The 16,011-nt window shown below is 71.5% G+C and carries 15 protein-coding genes; 12 read left to right on the plus strand and 3 right to left on the minus strand.

Annotation, left to right across the window (positions count from 1 at the left end; genetic code table 11):
- Window positions 1–16: 16 nt before the first annotated feature.
- Window positions 17–1,738 carry a long-chain-fatty-acid--CoA ligase gene (locus QQA02_RS09155; protein ID WP_284775271.1) on the minus strand — a complete coding sequence of 574 codons (1,722 nt, stop codon included), beginning with the start codon at window positions 1,736–1,738 and terminating at the stop codon, window positions 17–19.
- Between the two features lie 251 nt (window positions 1,739–1,989).
- On the opposite strand from QQA02_RS09155, the gene mshA reads away from it, so the two are divergent.
- The 4 genes from mshA (at window position 1,990) to QQA02_RS09175 (ending at window position 6,545) form a co-directional block, all read left to right on the plus strand.
- Window positions 1,990–3,252, plus strand: a complete 1,263-nt coding sequence (mshA, locus tag QQA02_RS09160) for a D-inositol-3-phosphate glycosyltransferase (protein ID WP_284775273.1) — start codon at window positions 1,990–1,992, stop codon at window positions 3,250–3,252.
- Between the two features lie 428 nt (window positions 3,253–3,680).
- Complete coding sequence (locus tag QQA02_RS09165) at window positions 3,681–4,424, plus strand: phosphoglyceromutase (protein ID WP_284775275.1); 744 nt, start codon at window positions 3,681–3,683, stop codon at window positions 4,422–4,424.
- A 16-nt stretch (window positions 4,425–4,440) separates the two neighbouring features.
- The gene (locus QQA02_RS09170; RefSeq protein WP_284775276.1) at window positions 4,441–5,856 is read left to right on the plus strand and encodes a sensor histidine kinase; all 1,416 of its coding nucleotides are present in this window, start codon (window positions 4,441–4,443) and stop codon (window positions 5,854–5,856) included.
- A complete protein-coding gene (locus QQA02_RS09175) occupies window positions 5,853–6,545 on the plus strand; it encodes a response regulator transcription factor (RefSeq protein WP_284775277.1) in 693 nt (230 codons plus the stop codon). The genes QQA02_RS09170 and QQA02_RS09175 overlap by 4 nt, the downstream gene beginning before the upstream one ends.
- 231 nt (window positions 6,546–6,776) lie before the next feature.
- Here the strand turns inward: QQA02_RS09175 and QQA02_RS09180 are convergent, their stop codons facing one another.
- Window positions 6,777–7,727: a DUF3109 family protein gene (locus QQA02_RS09180; RefSeq protein WP_284775279.1), complete on the minus strand. Its 951-nt coding sequence runs from the start codon at window positions 7,725–7,727 to the stop codon at window positions 6,777–6,779.
- 34 nt (window positions 7,728–7,761) lie between these two features.
- Between QQA02_RS09180 and QQA02_RS09185 the strand changes: the two genes are divergently transcribed.
- From QQA02_RS09185 to QQA02_RS09205, 5 genes are all read left to right on the plus strand, one after another.
- On the plus strand, window positions 7,762–8,691 hold the full coding sequence (locus tag QQA02_RS09185) for a Ppx/GppA family phosphatase (RefSeq protein ID WP_284775280.1): 930 nt from the start codon (window positions 7,762–7,764) through the stop codon (window positions 8,689–8,691).
- An 11-nt stretch (window positions 8,692–8,702) separates the two neighbouring features.
- Complete coding sequence (locus tag QQA02_RS09190; RefSeq protein WP_284775281.1) at window positions 8,703–9,752, plus strand: Rv0497 family membrane protein; 1,050 nt, start codon at window positions 8,703–8,705, stop codon at window positions 9,750–9,752.
- A gap of 216 nt (window positions 9,753–9,968) precedes the next feature.
- Window positions 9,969–10,811, plus strand: a complete 843-nt coding sequence (gene proC / locus QQA02_RS09195) for a pyrroline-5-carboxylate reductase (RefSeq protein ID WP_284775283.1) — start codon at window positions 9,969–9,971, stop codon at window positions 10,809–10,811.
- A 329-nt stretch (window positions 10,812–11,140) separates the two neighbouring features.
- Window positions 11,141–11,332, plus strand: a complete 192-nt coding sequence (locus QQA02_RS09200; protein ID WP_075663150.1) for a helix-turn-helix domain-containing protein — start codon at window positions 11,141–11,143, stop codon at window positions 11,330–11,332.
- 183 nt (window positions 11,333–11,515) lie between these two features.
- Window positions 11,516–11,617, plus strand: a complete 102-nt coding sequence (locus QQA02_RS09205; RefSeq protein WP_075663151.1) for a 30S ribosomal protein bS22 — start codon at window positions 11,516–11,518, stop codon at window positions 11,615–11,617.
- Between the two features lie 146 nt (window positions 11,618–11,763).
- Here QQA02_RS09205 and QQA02_RS09210 read toward each other — a convergent pair whose 3' ends face one another.
- A complete protein-coding gene (locus tag QQA02_RS09210; RefSeq protein WP_284775285.1) occupies window positions 11,764–12,819 on the minus strand; it encodes an HAD-IB family hydrolase in 1,056 nt (351 codons plus the stop codon).
- A gap of 414 nt (window positions 12,820–13,233) precedes the next feature.
- On the opposite strand from QQA02_RS09210, the gene QQA02_RS09215 reads away from it, so the two are divergent.
- From QQA02_RS09215 to hemC, 3 genes are all read left to right on the plus strand, one after another.
- Entirely contained in the window at window positions 13,234–13,452 is a 219-nt protein-coding gene (locus QQA02_RS09215) for a glutaredoxin family protein (protein ID WP_075664795.1), read from the plus strand.
- 155 nt (window positions 13,453–13,607) lie between these two features.
- Window positions 13,608–15,080 carry a glutamyl-tRNA reductase gene (locus tag QQA02_RS09220; protein ID WP_284775286.1) on the plus strand — a complete coding sequence of 491 codons (1,473 nt, stop codon included), beginning with the start codon at window positions 13,608–13,610 and terminating at the stop codon, window positions 15,078–15,080.
- Window positions 15,077–15,994, plus strand: a complete 918-nt coding sequence (gene hemC, locus QQA02_RS09225) for a hydroxymethylbilane synthase (RefSeq protein WP_284775288.1) — start codon at window positions 15,077–15,079, stop codon at window positions 15,992–15,994. The genes QQA02_RS09220 and hemC overlap by 4 nt, the downstream gene beginning before the upstream one ends.
- Window positions 15,995–16,011 lie beyond the last annotated feature (17 nt).

Consider the following 16,011-nt stretch of genomic DNA (forward strand, 5'->3'; position numbering starts at 1 on the left):
GGCCTACCGGGGCTCGCTACTTCTCGTTCTTCTCCAGGATCTTGAGCAGCTCTTCGCGCACCTCGCGGCGGCGGATCTTGCCCATCTGATCCCGGGCGAGCTCCTCGAAGTGGTAGAAGGTGCGCGGCACCTTGTAGCGGGTCAGACGCTCACGGGCGAACTCCTTGAGTCCCTCCGGATCCAGCGCCGCGCCCTCGTTGAGGGTCACGCACGCCACGACGGACTCGGAGCCGTCGCCACGCGGCACGCCCACCACGGCGAGGGTCTCGATTGCCGGGTGCTCGCGCAGCGCCTCCTCGACCTCGGCCGGGTAGACGTTGAAGCCGCCGGTGATGATGACCTCCTTGATGCGGGCCACCAGGCGGACGAAGCCGTCCTCCTCCATCACCGCGATGTCACCGGTGCGGTACCAGCCGTCGTGGAAGCTCTTCTCCGTGGCCTCCGGGTTGTTCAGGTAGCCCTTGAACACCTGCGGGCCCTTGACCAGCAGCTCGCCCTTCTCGCCGTAGGGCATCGTGCGGTCCAGGTTCTCCGGGTCGGCGATGCGCACGTCGGTGTCCGGGAACGGCACGCCCACGTAGCCGGGGCGGCGGTGCTCGCTCATCGGGTTACCGGTCACGATCGGGGAGGTCTCCGTCAGCCCGTAGCCCTCGACGAGTAGTCCGCCGGTCATCTCCTCCCAGCGCCGGACCGTCGAGACCGGCAGCGTGGACGCGCCCGAGAAGGAGTTGCGCACGCCCTCGATCTTCACGCCCTTCTTCTGGGCGGTCTCCACGATCTTCTCGTAGAGGGTCGGCACGCCCGGGATCCACGTCGGCGGATGCTTCTTGAACACGTCCATGATCAGGTCCATCTGCGGGCTCGGCAGCAGCACGAGCTCGCCGCCGATGAGCATCATCAGCGCGTAGTTCATGGTCATGCCGTAGGCGTGGAAACCCGGCAGCGCGGCGAGCATGCGCTCCGGCTGCTCGCCGAGGCCCGGCACCCAGTACTTGCCCTGCAGCAGGTTGGCGTAGATGTTGCCGTGGCTGAGCTGCGCGCCCTTCGGCGAGCCGGTGGTGCCCGAGGTGTAGAGGATCAGCGCCACCGAGTCGCGGGTGACCTCCTCGGGGGTCTCGACGTCGTCGCCGTTGCCGCCCAGTCGCGGCGAGAGCAGCATCGCCCAGGGCAGCGAGTTCGGCGCCGGCGCGGTCAGCTGGTCGCGCTTCTTGCGCAGCATCGGCAGCGGCAGCTTCAGCGCCAGCTGCATGGTCCTCGGCATCTCGTCGATCATGTTGACCGTGACGATCGTCTCCAGCTCGGACTGCCCACGCAGCCGCTCGAAGACGGGCGCGGCCTTGTCCCAGACGACGGCGACGCGCGCGGCGTGGTCCTGGAAGGGCCCGCGCAGCTCGGGGGTGGTGTAGAGCGGGTTGTGCTCGACGACGGTCGCGCCCAGCTTGAGCACGGCGTAGAAAATGACGAGGTGCTGCGGGCAGTTCGGCAGCGCGACGGCCACGCGGTCGCCCGGGCGCACGCCCAGGGCGCGCAGGCCGGCGGCCGCGGCGCGCACCTGGCGGTCGATCTCCGCGACGGTCAACGAGCGGCCGAAGAACCAGGTGGCGGGCTTGCCGGGGTTCACGGCGAGGTTGTTGTCGTAGATGTCGAGCAGCGTGGTCTCGCCGTAGTCGAGGTGGTGCGGGGTCCAGTCCCCGTAGTGCTGCAGCCAGATGCGGTCTTTGTCGGTCGTCTCGGTCATGTGCTGGGCGGTCCTTCCGGGATCCTGTCCGGGTGCGGTGCGCCGTGGCGCTTTCCGACGCCCGCGCCCCGCGCCCGGGGCGTGAACGGATCGGTCGCCGCGGTGCGGCGTCGTCGCTTGCGTGGTCGGTGTCGAAGTTACTGGAACGTAAGTTCTTGTTTCCCCGAGTATAAGCGTGACCCCGCGTGGTCTTCAGTCTGAGGGGTGCGCACTCCCCGTCCCCGCCCCGCGGACGGCCGTACGATGAACGCATGCGCGTTGCGATCATCTCCATGCACACCTCCCCGCTCGAGCAGCCGGGCACGGGCGACGCCGGCGGCATGAACGTCTACGTCCACGCCACGGCCCGCGAGCTCGCGCGCAAGGGCGTGCAGGTGGACGTCTACACGCGGGCGACCCGGCCGAGCCAGGGCGAGGTGGTCCACGTCGAGGACAACTACGACGTGGTCAACGTCGTCGCCGGCCCCTACGAGGGGCTGGCCAAGGAGGAGCTGTCGACGCAGCTGGCGGCCTTCACCGGCGGCGTGCTCGCCCACGCCCGCTGCGAGGGGCTGAGCTACGACCTGATCCACTCGCACTACTGGCTCTCGGGGCAGGTCGGCTGGCTGCTGCGCGACCTGTGGGGCGTGCCGCAGGTGCACACGGCGCACACCCTGGCGGCCGTGAAGAACCTCTCGCGCTCGGCGGGCGACACCGCGGAGAGCGAGGCGCGGCGCATCTGCGAGCAGCAGATCGTCGACAACGCCGACTGCCTGGTCGTCAACACCGAGGAGGAGGCGCGCGACCTGATGTCCCACTACGACGCCCAGGGCCGCGACATCGCCGTCGTTTCCCCGGGTGCGGACACCGAGCTCTACACCCCGGGCACCGACCGCAACACCGAGCGCGCCCGCCGCGAGCTGGGCGTGCCGATGCAGGCGAAGGTGGTCGCCTTCGTCGGCCGGCTCCAGGAGTTCAAGGGGCCGCAGGTGCTCATCCGCGCCGCCGCCGAGATGGTCGCCGCCCGCCCCGACCGTCCGCTGCGCGTGCTCGTCTGTGGTGGGGCCTCGGGCACGCGGGCGACGACCGAGCAATACCATCGCCTGGCCGAGGAGCTCGGCGCGGCCGGTGTGGTCCGCTTCCTCGACCCGCGCCCGCCGGAGGAGCTCGTCGGCATCTACCGCGCCGCCGACATCGTGGCCGTGCCCAGCTACAACGAGTCCTTCGGCCTGGTCGCCCTCGAGGGGCAGGCCTCGGGCACCCCGGTCGTCGCCGCGCGCGTCGGTGGGCTGCCCTACGCCGTCGCGGACGGGGAGACAGGTCTGCTCGTCGACGGCCACGACCCGGCCGACTGGGCCCGCGCCCTCGGCGAGCTCCTCGACGACGACGAGCGTCGCATCCGCATGGGTGAGGCCGCCGTCGGCCACGCCGCCGAGTTCTCCTGGGCTGCCAGCGCCGACGCGCTGCTCGACGTCTACCGCCCGCTGGTCAACCGCGGCGTGCCGGACTGCCAGGAGCGCAACGCCGCCGGCTAGAAGTTCAGCTCCCGGCGCCGCCGGTGATTTCCGACGCCGCGCCCCACGCCGTGCGCGGTTCCCGTTCCGTGCGTGTCCCACGCCGTGCGCGGTTCCCGTGCCGTGTGCCTGGCGGGCCACGTTCCCGCGCGCATGAACGGTGCGTCCACCCACGTGCCCGTCCGCATCGACCGCCGGCCACGTTCCCGCGCATGAACGGTGCGCTCCGCCGTGGTCCCCGCACAATTCTCGCACTGTCCGATTCCGCCCGTACGGACACGCCGACGCTGCACGGGAACGCCGCGGGGGTGCCGCGGGGGCCTCGGAAAGCGCCCACGACGCGCGTCGGGCGCGGCGGTAGGGCAGACGCGCCGTCGTAAATGTCCGGATATGCCCGGTCGGGCACCCGTGGGCGGCGAGACGGGCAAAAACATGGCAGAATGGTCGCCATGAGCAACGGAAAGCTGATTCTGCTCCGGCACGGCCAGAGCGAATGGAACGAGTCCAACCAGTTCACCGGCTGGGTCGACGTCAACCTGACCGAGAAGGGCCGCCAGGAGGCCATCGCCGGCGGCAAGCTCCTCAAGGAGAAGGGCGTCCTGCCGGACGTCGTCTACACCTCCCTGCTGCGCCGCGCGATCTCCACCGCCAACCTGGCGCTGGACGCGGCCGACCGCCACTGGATCCCCGTCATCCGCAACTGGCGCCTCAACGAGCGCCACTACGGCAAGCTGCAGGGTCTGAACAAGGCCGAGATCCGCGAGAAGTTCGGCGAGGAGCAGTTCATGGAGTGGCGCCGCTCCTACGGCACCCCGCCGCCGGAGATCGACGCCGACAACGAGTACTCCCAGGTCGGCGACCCGCGCTACTACAACCTGCCGCAGGTCCCGCTGACCGAGTGCCTCAAGGACGTCGTCGCCCGCTTCGTCCCGTACTTCACCGACAACATCCTGCCGCGCGCCGCCAAGGGCGAGCAGGTCCTCGTCGCCGCGCACGGCAACTCCCTGCGCGCCCTGGTCAAGTACCTGGACAACATCTCCGACGACGACATCGCCGGTCTGAACATCCCGACCGGCCAGCCGCTGGTCTACGAGATCAACGAGGACGGCTCCGTCGCCAACCCGGGCGGCACCTACCTGGATCCCGAGGCCGCCGCCGCCGGCGCCGCCGCCGTCGCCTCGCAGGGTAAGTAACGGAACAAATTCCGTCTTGACCTGGCAGATCCTCCTCGCTTTCGTGGCGGGGGCGGCCCTCGCAGGGCTGCTCCCGCCACTTCTGGCGTTCCTGCGTCGTCACCTGCGGCGCTACCGCTCGGCCGCCACGCTCGAGGAGAACCAGGTCACCACGGTCAGCCAGGTGCTCCACCTGGCGATCCAGGGCTCGCCGACGGGCATCGTCGTCCTTGACCGCGGGGGCGAGGTGGTGCTCTCCAACGGCTGGGCCCACGAGATGAGCCTCGTCCACGAACGCAGCGTGCTGCCCGAGGTGTGGGAGCTCGCGCTGCGCGCCTACGAGGACAAGGAGACCCACACCCTCGACCTCAACCTGCCAGAGCGGCGCACCGGCTCGCGGGTGACCTCGGTGCGCGTGGTGGTCAAGCCGCTGACGCTGGTCGACGACCGCTTCACCATCGTCTACGGCACCGACGAGTCCGAGAACGTGCGCATGGAGAACGCCCGCCGCGACTTCGTGGCCAACGTCTCCCACGAGCTCAAGACCCCGGTCGGCGGTATGGCGCTGCTCGCCGAGGCGCTCACCGAGTCCGCCGAGGACCCCGAGCAGGTCCAGTACTTCGGCAAGCGCCTGCACACCGAGGCACTGCGCATGTCGGACCTGATCACCGAGCTGATCAGCCTGTCCAAGCTGCAGGGCGCCGAGGCCCTGCCCGAGATGGAGCCCGTCTCCGTCGACGCCGTCATCGACGAGGCCATCGCCCGCAACCAGCTGGCCGCCGAGAACCACAAGATGACCCTGACCCGCGGCAAGCGCTCCGGCGTCTACGTCAACGGCGACAAGTCGCTGCTGGTCACCGCCGTGTCGAACCTGGTGTCGAACGCGATCCACTACTCCTCGGAGTCCATGCCGGTCTCCCTGACGCAGAAGATCGTGGACAGCGACGTCATCCAGATCCGCGTGACCGACCGCGGCATCGGCATCGACGCCGAGGATCAGAAGCGCGTCTTCGAGCGTTTCTTCCGCGTGGACAAGGCCCGGTCGCGTTCCACGGGCGGCACCGGACTGGGGCTGGCCATCGTCAAACACGTCGTCGCCAACCACGGCGGTAACATTAGGTTGTGGTCGAAACCGGGCACGGGTTCGACCTTCACCGTGGAACTTCCCATCTACCGTCCCGAGGACTCCGCCGACCCGGCAGACCCGGACCACCCGGCGGCCGAGGACGTCGTCGGTGGACCGGACCGTCCGGGCCGCCAGGCGAGGCAGGCCGCGGCCGGCAGGGTCGGCAAGGCCGGTCACCCCGGCAAGGCCGGGTCGACGGGCGGCGCCGACCGTGACGGACGTGGCGGCCGGGACGGACGGGATGACCATGGTGAACAGCAGGCAGACGGACCGCTGCGCAAGGCGGTCTCGCGGGTGACCGCCAGGAGAAAGGACAAGACACAATGACCACCATCCTCATCGTCGAAGACGAGGAGTCACTGGCGGATCCGCTGGCCTTCCTGCTGAACAAGGAGGGTTTCGAGACGGTCATCGCCGGCGACGGCCCGACCGCCCTCGAGGAGTTCGAGGCCCACGACATCGACATCGTCCTGCTCGACCTGATGCTGCCGGGCATGTCCGGCACCGACGTGTGCAAGCAGCTGCGCACCACCTCGAACGTCCCGGTGATCATGGTCACCGCGCGCGACTCCGAGATCGACAAGGTCGTCGGCCTCGAGCTGGGCGCCGACGACTACGTGACCAAACCGTACTCCTCGCGCGAGCTGATCGCCCGCATCCGCGCCGTCCTGCGCCGCCAGGCCGTCGACACCGAGGAGTCCGAGGAGGAGCCCGAGCGCGTCCTCGAGGTCGGCCGCGTGCGCATGGACGTCGAGCGCCACACCGTCACCGTCGACGGCGAGCCGGTCAACATGCCGCTCAAGGAGTTCGACCTGCTCGAGTACCTGCTGCGCAACGCCGGGCGCGTGCTCACCCGCGGCCAGCTGATCGACCGCATCTGGGGCGCGGACTACGTCGGCGACACCAAGACCCTCGACGTGCACGTCAAGCGTCTGCGCTCGAAGATCGAGCAGGTGCCCTCCCGCCCGCGCAACCTCGTCACGGTCCGCGGCCTGGGCTACAAGTTCGAGGCCTGAGCCGGTCGGGCCCGGTCACCGTCCCGCCCGCCCACCCGGCGGAGCGGGACTTTCGCGCGCTCGGGGCGGGGCGCGGCGTCGTCAATTGACGACGTCCCGCAGCGCGCCCAGGCGCGCACCTGTGGCGAGGTGCGTGGGGCGGCGCCCCGCGGCGCCGCGGGGAAGGGGCGTCGGTGTGCGTCGGCGGGTGTCCCCGTGTCGGGCGGGGCCTGCGCAGGGAGCGTGCTCTGGCTAGCTCCGCGACTCGAGGTTGGCGCGGGTGGCGGGGTGCGCCGGCCAGGCGACCGTGGGATCCTCGACGGCGGCCGCGGCGGCCTCGCGCAGGCGGGCGCGCTCGCGGCAGTGCTCGGCGAGCCGCTCGTAGGCGGCGTCGCCCATCAGGCCGCGCAGCTCCGACTCCTGGTGCTGCCAGACGGGGCGCTCGGCGGTGTGGCAGCGCGGCGCGCCCGTGCACCACCAGTCGAGGTCCTCGCCGCCGTCGCCCCAGGTGCGCCGCTCGTACTCGCCGATGACGGTGCGCAGGATCTCCCGGCCGTCGTCGCGGGTGACCCAGCGCTCGTCGCGGTTGAAGGGCACCTGCCAGCAGACCTCGGGCTTGGCCTCGGTGATGTCGACGCCTTGCGCGACGGCCCACTGGTGCAGCGCGCAGCCGGCGCCCGTCGCCCAGCCAGCGCGGTTGGCGAAGATGCACGCCCCGTCGACGACCTTCGTCTTCAGGGCGGGCTCGGGCTCGCCGTCCTCGTCGTCGAGCTCGTCCCAGACCAGCCACGGCTCGATCTCGGCCTCGACGGCCACTCCGGCGTAGTCGCCGGTGCCCGCCAGCCAGTCGTCGGTGCCCTCGGGGCGCAGCTGCCAGAAGCGCGCCGGCATCTGCGCGACACGCTCGACCAGATTCTCCCGGTCGGCCTCGTCGCTGAGGAAGGCGCCGTGCACGCAGCAGCCGACCTCGGGGAGGGCGGCGTCGATGCCGTGGCACTCCGGGGTGCCGAAGGCGCACTCCCAGTACGACTCGACCCAGGTCAGGTCCACGGAGAAGACGTGCTGGGGGTCCTCGGGGTCGGGGAACTCAAAGATCTCCCGGGCGAAGTCCGGGGGCACCTCACGGCCGGCGGTGATGGAGCGGCCGGCCGGGGACGCCTCCGGGAAGCCGAGGAACACCGGGGTCGACTGCGGGTGATTCACACCTGCTTACGGTAGACCGTCTACCCTGATGGGTGTGCGACTAGGTGTATTGGACGTGGGCAGCAACACTGTCCACCTCGTGGCGGTCGATGCGACGGCCGGTGGCCGGCCGACCCCGATGAGTGACTGGAAGACGTCGTTGCGGCTCGTCGAGCTCGTCGACGACGACGGAGCGATCGACGAGCGCGGGCTGAAGAAGCTGACCAAGGCGGTCTCCGAGGCCGCCGAGCTCTCCCAGCAGCTCGGGTGCGACGAGGTGATCCCCTTCGCCACGTCGGCCGTGCGATCGGCGACCAACCGGAAGGAGGTCATCGAGCACGTCGCCAAGAAGACGGGCATCACGCTCGAGATCCTCTCCGGCGAGGACGAGGCGCGCCTGACGTTCCTCGCCGCGCGCCGTTGGTACGGCTGGTCGGCCGGGCGGATCGCCAACCTTGACATCGGCGGCGGCTCGCTCGAGATCAGCACCGGCTCCGACGAGCACCCCGACGTGGCGTACTCGCTCGACCTGGGCGCCGGCCGCCTGACCCACGCGTGGTTCGACACGGACCCGCCCGAGCGCAAGAAGATCAACCTGCTGCGCGACTACATCGACGCCGAGCTCGCCGAGCCCGCGAAGATGATGCGCGCCTTCGGCGAGCCGCGCGTGGCTGCGGCGACCTCGAAGACCTTCCGCACGCTCGCCCGCCTCACCGGTGCAGCGCCGTCCTCGGCCGGCCCCTTCACCAAGCGGACCCTGACCGCCCCCGGCCTGCGCCAGCTCATCGCGTTCATCTCGCGCATGACGGCCAGCGACCGCGCGGAGCTCGAGGGTGTCAGCGCCGACCGCTCGCACCAGATCGTCGCCGGTGCGCTGGTCGCGGAGGCGTCCATGCGTGCCCTCGGCCTCGAGGAGCTCGACATCTGCCCGTGGGCGCTGCGTGAGGGTGTCATCCTGCAGCGCATCGACAAGGGCCTCGAATAGAAAGGGACACCATGAGCGACAAGGACAGCCAGGAGGGGAAGCAGCAGCTGACCGTTGCCGAGCTTCTCGCCCGCTCCGGCGACGGGTCCGGCTCGGGATCGTCGTCCCGCCGGCGGCGCCACCGCCGCAGCCTCGAGGAGGGCGGCATCTCCGTCGCGGAGCTGACCGGCAACATGCCGCGCGTCCGCGAGAAGCCCGCCGAGTCGCGGCACTCCTCGGTGCCGATCGACGCGCCGGCCGAGCCCGCCCGCAAGGCCTCCGACGACGCCGAGAAGAAGGCCGCCGCCGAGAAGCAGGCCGCTGAAAAGGCGGAGGCTGAGAAGAAGGCCGCCGCTCAGAAGGCGGAGGCTGAGAAGAAGGCCGCCGCCGAGAAGCGCGCCGCCGAAAAGGCGGAGGCCGACAAGAAGGCTGCCGAAAAAGCGAAGGCCCAGAAGGCCGAGGCCGACAAGAAGGCTGCTGACAAGGCCGCCGCCGAGAAGAAGGCAGCGGAGCAGGCCAAGGCCGACAAGCCCGCCGCGGACAAGAAGGTCGCCAAGCCGGAGAACGACAAGAAGACCTCCGGCACCGCCGCGGCCGCCACGGCCACCGGTGCCGCCGGCTCGGCCGCCGCCACCGTCGCGCCGAGCGACTCCGAGACCGGCGAGCTCGCCCGCGTCGAGGACACCTCGGACCACACCACCGAGCTCCAGGCCGTCCGCGACGACGCCGACGCCCGCACCGATCGCCCCACCGACGACCTCGACGCGGCCGACTACGAGGACGCCGACTACGACTACGACTACGACGAAGACGACGAGGAGACCTCCGGCGGCATCGGCTCCGTGATCATTCTCGCGGTCCTCGGCATCGTCGTCGGCGCGATCGTCTTCCTCGGCTTCCAGCAGCTCTGGGAGTCCGGCCTCTCGCGCATCCTGGTCGCCGTGCTGGCGCTCGCCGTCACGGCCGTCCTGGTCGGCGTCGTGCACGCCCTGCGCACCGCCCGCGACGGGCTGAGCATGGGCCTGGCCGCCGTCGTCGGACTGCTGATGACCTTCGGGCCCTACCTGCCGATGATCCTCTGATCGTCCGCCGACCGGCCCGCCGGTCCCGGCCCTGACACCCGGTCGTCCCGCCTGTGGGACGGCCGGGTTTCGCCGTTTTCCGTAGCCTCACGCACGGACGGCGCGGGGGCGCGCACGGGGTGGGACGGGACGTCGTCAATCGCGGCAGGCACGCGCATCGGTGCAGGTCGCGCGCTCGGGTGGAGTTGCGCGGTGCGTAGTGGCACCCTTGTGCGCATGACTTCAATCGCTGTTATCGGATGCGGGAAGATCGGCGAGGCCCTCGTCGCCGGCCTGACCGCCGCCGGAGTCGACCCCGCGACCGTTACCGTCTCGAACCGTCGCGAGGAGCGCTCCGCGGAGCTCACCGAGCGGTACGGGGTGACCGCCGTGACCGACAACTCCGAGGCCGCCACCGGCGCCGAGATCGTCTTCCTGTGCGTCAAGCCGGACAAGACCCTCGCCGTGGCCGAGGAGATCGCGGACACCGTCAACGACAACGAGCCGACCTCGACCGTCGCCTCCATGGCCGCCGGCGTGACGCTCGCCTCCCTCGAGGCCGCCATGGGCGCCGGCGCGCCCGTCGTGCGCGTCATGCCGAACACCCCGATGACCGTGGGCAAGGGCGTCAGCGCCATCGCCGCCGGCCGCTACGTTGACGACGCGGCCGCCGACGCCGTCGCCGAGCTGCTCTCCTCGGTCGGCGACGTCGTGCGCGTCGCCGAGTCCGACATGGACGCCGTCACCGCGCTGGCCGGCTCCGCGCCCGCCTATCTCTTCCTGGTCGCCGAGGCGCTCGTCGACGCGGGCGTCTCGCTGGGCCTGCGCCGCGAGGTCGCCACCCAGCTGGCCGCCGGGTCCGTCGCGGGCGCCGGCGCCATGCTCGAGCAGGAGGGCGCCGACCCGGCCGTGCTGCGCGCCGCCGTCTCCTCGCCGGCCGGCACCACCGTCGCCGCCCTGCGCCAGCTCGAGGAGTCCGGCCTGCGCGGCATGTTCTTCCGCGCGACCGAGGCCTGCGCGTGCCGCTCCGCGGAGCTCGGCGCCGTCGACGAGGAGGCCGAGGAGGGCGGCGAGGAGTAGTCGGCCCCGCGCCGCGCGGCGAGGGGCCGAGTACCGCGCGCAGCAGCGCCCGACGCCGCACAAAACGCCCCATAAAACGCCACCTACCGCGCCCGGAGGGGCGCCCGGGAAGCCTCCGGGTGCTCCCCGGCCGCTTCTCTTCGATCCACCCCGGCCGGGGGAGTGGTCCCATCCGCAATCGTGGGTCACTCCCAGCGCAGAGAATTTTTTCTTGCACGTGGGTCGCACGAGTAACACCGTTCACGCTAAGCTTGGCCGAGCATGTGCGTGTTCGTTCTGCGGGAGGGGAAGCCTGCAGCGCGTCACTTGCTGAAGGGTTAGGTAGTTTTATGGCCAATGAAGATAAAGGGACCTTCCTGACGGTCGCCGAGGTCGCGGAGATCATGCGTGTCTCCAAGATGACGGTCTACCGTCTCGTGCACTCCGGCGAGCTGCCCGCCGTCCGCGTCGGGCGCTCCTTCCGGGTCCACGAGTCGGCCGTCAACGAGTACCTTGAGGCGTCGTTCTACGACGCCGGCTAGCCCCGACAGGTCCCCGGCCCCGGGAGCCGCGACGCCCGCCAGGCGCCGTGGCACCCGGGGTCCTTTTGGTTGCAGGGCGACCTGCCGCTACACTGGACCGCATTCGTGTCGCCCGCCGTCTCCGCCGTTGGCCCGGCGCGGCACAGGCAGAGAACATCGTCAAACGAAGTGAGGAAAAGCCCCATGGGTTCCGTGACCAAGTGGCGCCGCAAGCGCATGTCGAAGAAGAAGCACCGCAAGATGCTGCGTCGTACCCGCGTGCAGCGTCGCAAGCTCGGCAAGTAAGCGCGCCCGCACGGCCTCTCGGCGCCGCCCGCCCCGGATCCTCCCGGTGGCGGCGGCGCCGTCGTCGTGTCTGAGGGGGTTTATCTCCGCCGTCCGGCCGGCCCCACCCGCGCCGGGTCCACCCGCGCCGCGAGCCCGCGCCGGCCCTACCCCCTGCGCCGCCAGCGCCGCCGCAGCCGCCACCCGGCGATGCTGAACGCGGCGGTGAACAGGCTCGGCACCCCGTAGGTGCGCACGGCCTTGCGCAGGCTGCGGTAGTCGCGCACCTGCCAGCCGCGCGCGTGCGCCTCGGCGAGCAGCTTGCGGTCCGGGTTGACCGCCACGGGCGTGCCCACCATCGACAGCATGGGGATGTCGTTGACGGAGTCGGAGTAGGCCGTGCACCGCTCGAGGTCCAGGTGCTCGATGGCCGCCAGCGCAGCGACCGCGTGCTTCTTGCCGGGGCCGTGCAGGATGTCGCCGACGAGCCGGCCGGTGAAGCGGCCGTCCTCGACCTCGGCGACTGTGCCCAGCGCCCCGGTGAACCCGAAGCGGCGCGCGAGGATCTGCGCGAGCTGCACCGGGGTGGCGGAGACCAGCCAGACCTGCTGACCGGCGGCCAGGTGCATGTCGGCCAGGTCGCGGGTGCCGGGGAAGGCGCGCTGCTGCATGCTGTTCTCGACGATCTCCTCGCACAGCGCGACGATCTCGTCGACGGGCCGGTCCTTGATGATCTCGAGGGCCATCGCGCGGCCCTCGGCGACGTCGTCGGCGTTCTCGGAGCCGGTCAGCCGGAACTTCAGCTGCTTCCAGCCGATCGAGACGATCTCGCCGAGCGTGAAGAAGCGCTTGCGCGCCAGGCCCATCGCGAAGGCGATGAGCGAGGAACCCTGGATCAGCGTGTTGTCCACGTCGAAGAAGGCGGCCACGCCCGGCTCCTGGGGGATGTCGGGGTCCGCGGGTGAGACCTTCAGCCCGCCGGCGGCCTTGATCGACCCGGAGACGGACTCGACGCCGAGCTCGAACTCCTCGAGGTCGATGCCGAAGACCTCGCGCACGGCCGCGGCGGCCGCGGCCTCGCCGGCGGCCTGTTGGGCGGCGTCGTCGAGCGGGGGCAGCGCGGTGGTCTCGAAGAAGTTGCGCAGATTTCCCCGGCTGGCGGACCACTGGGCGAGAAAGTCCCTCGGATTGCCCGGAAAGCGGGACGGGACCTGGGATGTCACGTGTCGGCGCCTTTCTGCGGCGGGTCGGCGGTTCGGGGGCTGCGGGCGCGCGGCGGACTCGGGCGGCCGGCGCCATGCGGTGGCGGCCGCCCTCGCGACGGTCGCCGCACCCCACCATCGTAGGCCGCATGCGTCCGGGTACGCGCGTCGAGACCGTCTCCGCTTGCCGACGTCCGTCGCCCCCGCGTGCGCGGCCCCCGCGGCGTCCGTGCGCGGGTTCGGCGGCGCGGTGCGCCGCCCACGGGGGTGTCGACCGTGCGTTTTGCCTGCTGCCGCGGGGTCGTGGAATAGGTCGGCCTCACTCTGCGTTCGCCCGGCGGGGGTGGTACTTATTGAATGTCTGACTTTCAGGATCGAGGGGCGCCGCGGGCGCCGCGAGGAGGCGCGCGGGTGAACGACCACCGGGTGGAACTCATGGTGCGGGCCGGCTGCGGTTCGTGCCTGCGGGTGCTCGACCAGATCCGTGACGTCGTCGCCGGAGCCGGGGCCTGGCTGGCCGTCCGGGACGTCGACGCCGACCCGGAGCTGGCGCAGGAGTACGGCGACCGGGTGCCGGTCGTGGTGCTCGACGGCGAGGAGTTCGCCGCCTGGGAAGTGGACAACGACGAGTTAGGCCGAGCTTTGTTGTCCTAGCCTCTCCGGCCTATTAAAATTTAAACCATTGGATTGATTTACCTATCGTGTGCGGGGCGGACCCTCGCGCGCGTGGGGTGGAGGAGCCGTCGGAGACGCGCACCGGCCGGGCGTCGGCGGTGGAGCAGGCGGCCCAGGAAAGCGGTGAGTTAAACGTGAGCGTGCTCGTGGTCGGAATGTCCCACCGGTCCGCGCCCGTGTCCCTTCTCGAGCGGCTGAGCATGGACACGGAGACCAAGCACTCCGCCGCCGAGGAGCTCCTCGACGGCCCGTCGGTCTCCGAGGCGATGATCGTCTCGACCTGCAACCGGTTCGAGGTCTACGCCGTGACCAGCGGATTCCACAAGGGTGTGCAGGACATCTTCAACATGCTCCACGACGTCTCCGGCGTCGACCTGGAGACCCTGCGCAGCTACCTCTACGTGCGCTACGGCGACGCCGCCGCCGAGCACGTCATGACCGTCACCGCCGGCCTGGACTCCATGGTCACCGGCGAGCAGCAGATCATCGGCCAGGTCCGCGCCGCCTACCAGGACGCCGCCGAGGCCGGCAGCGTCGGCCCGCGCCTGCACTCCCTGGCGCAGGCCTCGCTGCACGCCGGCAAGCGCGTGCACTCCGAGACCGCGATCGACGACGCCGGGGCCTCCATGGTCACCTACGCGCTCGACCACGCCCTGGACATCCTGCCCGCGATTGACGACGCCCCGGTGGGCGCCGCCGGTGCCGACGGCGCCGTCTCCGGTGGGGATGCCGCAGACGCCGGCGCTGACACCGCCGGCGCCGACCGTCCGCTGACCGGGCGCCGCGCGCTCGTGCTGGGCGCCGGGGCGATGGCCTCGCTGGCCGCGACCCACCTGGGCCGCCTCGGCGTCGACTCGCTGGTCATCGCCAACCGCACCCGGATGCGTGCCGAGCGCCTCGCCGAGCACTCCCGCCAGGCCGGGGTGGCCGCCGAGGTCGTCGACTTCGCCGACCGCGCCGCAGCCCTCTCCGGCGTCGACCTGGTCGTCTCCGCCACCGGCGCCGGCACCTTCACCGTCACCCGCGACGACGTCGACGCCGCCGGCCGGAGGCTCGTGCTCGTCGACCTGTCCATGCCGCGCGACATCGACCCGGGCGTGGCGGACTGCCGCAACGCCGGCCTGATCAACATCGAGGGCCTGCGCGCCGCCCGCGACGCCGAGGACGACAAGTCCGACGCCCGCCGCGAGGCCGAGGCGATCATCTCCGAGGAGCTGCGCTCCTACTCCTCCGAGCAGCGCGTGCGCGACGTCGTGCCCGCCGTGGCCGCCCTGCGCCGCCACGCCAACGAGCTGGCTGAGGCCGAGCTGAAGCGCCTGCGCAACCGTACCCCGGAGCTGACCGAGGACGAGTTCTCCGCAGCCTCGCGCGCGGTGCACCGCGTCGTCGACAAGCTGCTGCACCAGCCGACGGTGCGCGTCAAGCAGCTCGCCGTCGAGTCCGGCACCGTCTCCTACGACACCGCCCTGCAGGAGCTGTTCGGGCTAGACTACGCAGGTGACGCCGACCGCAGCGTCGCGGTGCCCGCCGCGCACCTGCCCGCCGGCGACTTCCGCAGCCGGTCCGACGAGGAGGGCCGGCACGCCGAACGCAAGGAGACTGCATGAGCGACGACCACCACATCCTCCAGATCGGTACCCGGGGCAGCGGCCTGGCCACCACGCAGGCCGGCCACATCCGCGATGACCTGACGGAGGCCGGGTGGGACGCCGAGCTCCACATCGTCACCACGCACGGTGACGTCAACATGGCCCCCGTCGAGCGCATCGGCGTGGGCGTGTTCACCCAGCGGCTGCGCGCCGCGCTGGCCAGCGGCGAGTGCGACATCGCCGTGCACTCCCACAAGGACCTGCCGACGGCCCCCGACGAGCGCTTCCACCTGGTGGTCCCGCGCCGCGAGGACCCGCGCGAGGCGCTCATCGCCCGCGACGGGCTGCCCCTGGACACCCTGCCCGAGGGCGCGAAGGTCGGCACCGGCGCGCCGCGGCGCATCTCCCAGCTCAAGGCGCACCGCCCGGACCTGGACATCCGCCCGCTGCGCGGCAACATCGACACCCGCATGGGCAAGGTCACCTCCGGCGAGCTCGACGCCGTCGTCCTCGCCTACGCCGGCCTGGTCCGCATGGGCCAGGGCGGGCGCGCCACCGAGGTCTTCGACACCGACCGGGTCATGCCGGCGCCCGCCCAGGGCGCGCTGGCCGTCGAGTGCCGCGCCGACGACGAGGACACCCGCGCGGCGATCGACTCCCTGATCTGCCGCGACTCCACCGTCGCGGCCCTCGCCGAGCGCGGCGTGCTCGCCCGCCTCGAGGCCGGCTGCACCGCGCCGGTGGCCGCCCACGCCGTCATCGACGGCGACCGCGTGCACCTGAAGGCCGGGGTCTTCGCCCTCGACGGCTCGCGCTCCCTGCGCGCCGAGGGCGAGGCCGAGGCCGACCCGCGCACCGCGCGCGCCCTCGGCGAGCAGCTCGCCGAGCGCCTCTTCGCCGACGGGGCCGCCGAGCTCCTCGGCACCGAATGACGGCGGGGGAGTGACGC

The organism is Corynebacterium sp. MSK006 (genome assembly GCF_030232385.1).
Lineage (GTDB): Bacteria > Actinomycetota > Actinomycetes > Mycobacteriales > Mycobacteriaceae > Corynebacterium > Corynebacterium frankenforstense_A.

Bases quoted from the DNA above. Each gene is read 5' to 3' on its own strand.
- QQA02_RS09175 (WP_284775277.1), top strand. From the start codon at position 5,853: ATGACCACCATCCTCATCGTCGAAGACGAGGAGTCACTGGCGGATCCG.
- QQA02_RS09190 (WP_284775281.1), top strand. From the start codon at position 8,703: ATGAGCGACAAGGACAGCCAGGAGGGGAAGCAGCAGCTGACCGTTGCC.
- QQA02_RS09200 (WP_075663150.1), top strand. From the start codon at position 11,141: ATGGCCAATGAAGATAAAGGGACCTTCCTGACGGTCGCCGAGGTCGCG.
- QQA02_RS09155 (WP_284775271.1), bottom strand. From the start codon at position 1,738: ATGACCGAGACGACCGACAAAGACCGCATCTGGCTGCAGCACTACGGG.
- QQA02_RS09215 (WP_075664795.1), top strand. From the start codon at position 13,234: ATGGTGCGGGCCGGCTGCGGTTCGTGCCTGCGGGTGCTCGACCAGATC.
- proC (WP_284775283.1), top strand. From the start codon at position 9,969: ATGACTTCAATCGCTGTTATCGGATGCGGGAAGATCGGCGAGGCCCTC.
- QQA02_RS09205 (WP_075663151.1), top strand. From the start codon at position 11,516: ATGGGTTCCGTGACCAAGTGGCGCCGCAAGCGCATGTCGAAGAAGAAG.
- mshA (WP_284775273.1), top strand. From the start codon at position 1,990: ATGCGCGTTGCGATCATCTCCATGCACACCTCCCCGCTCGAGCAGCCG.
- QQA02_RS09165 (WP_284775275.1), top strand. From the start codon at position 3,681: ATGAGCAACGGAAAGCTGATTCTGCTCCGGCACGGCCAGAGCGAATGG.
- hemC (WP_284775288.1), top strand. From the start codon at position 15,077: ATGAGCGACGACCACCACATCCTCCAGATCGGTACCCGGGGCAGCGGC.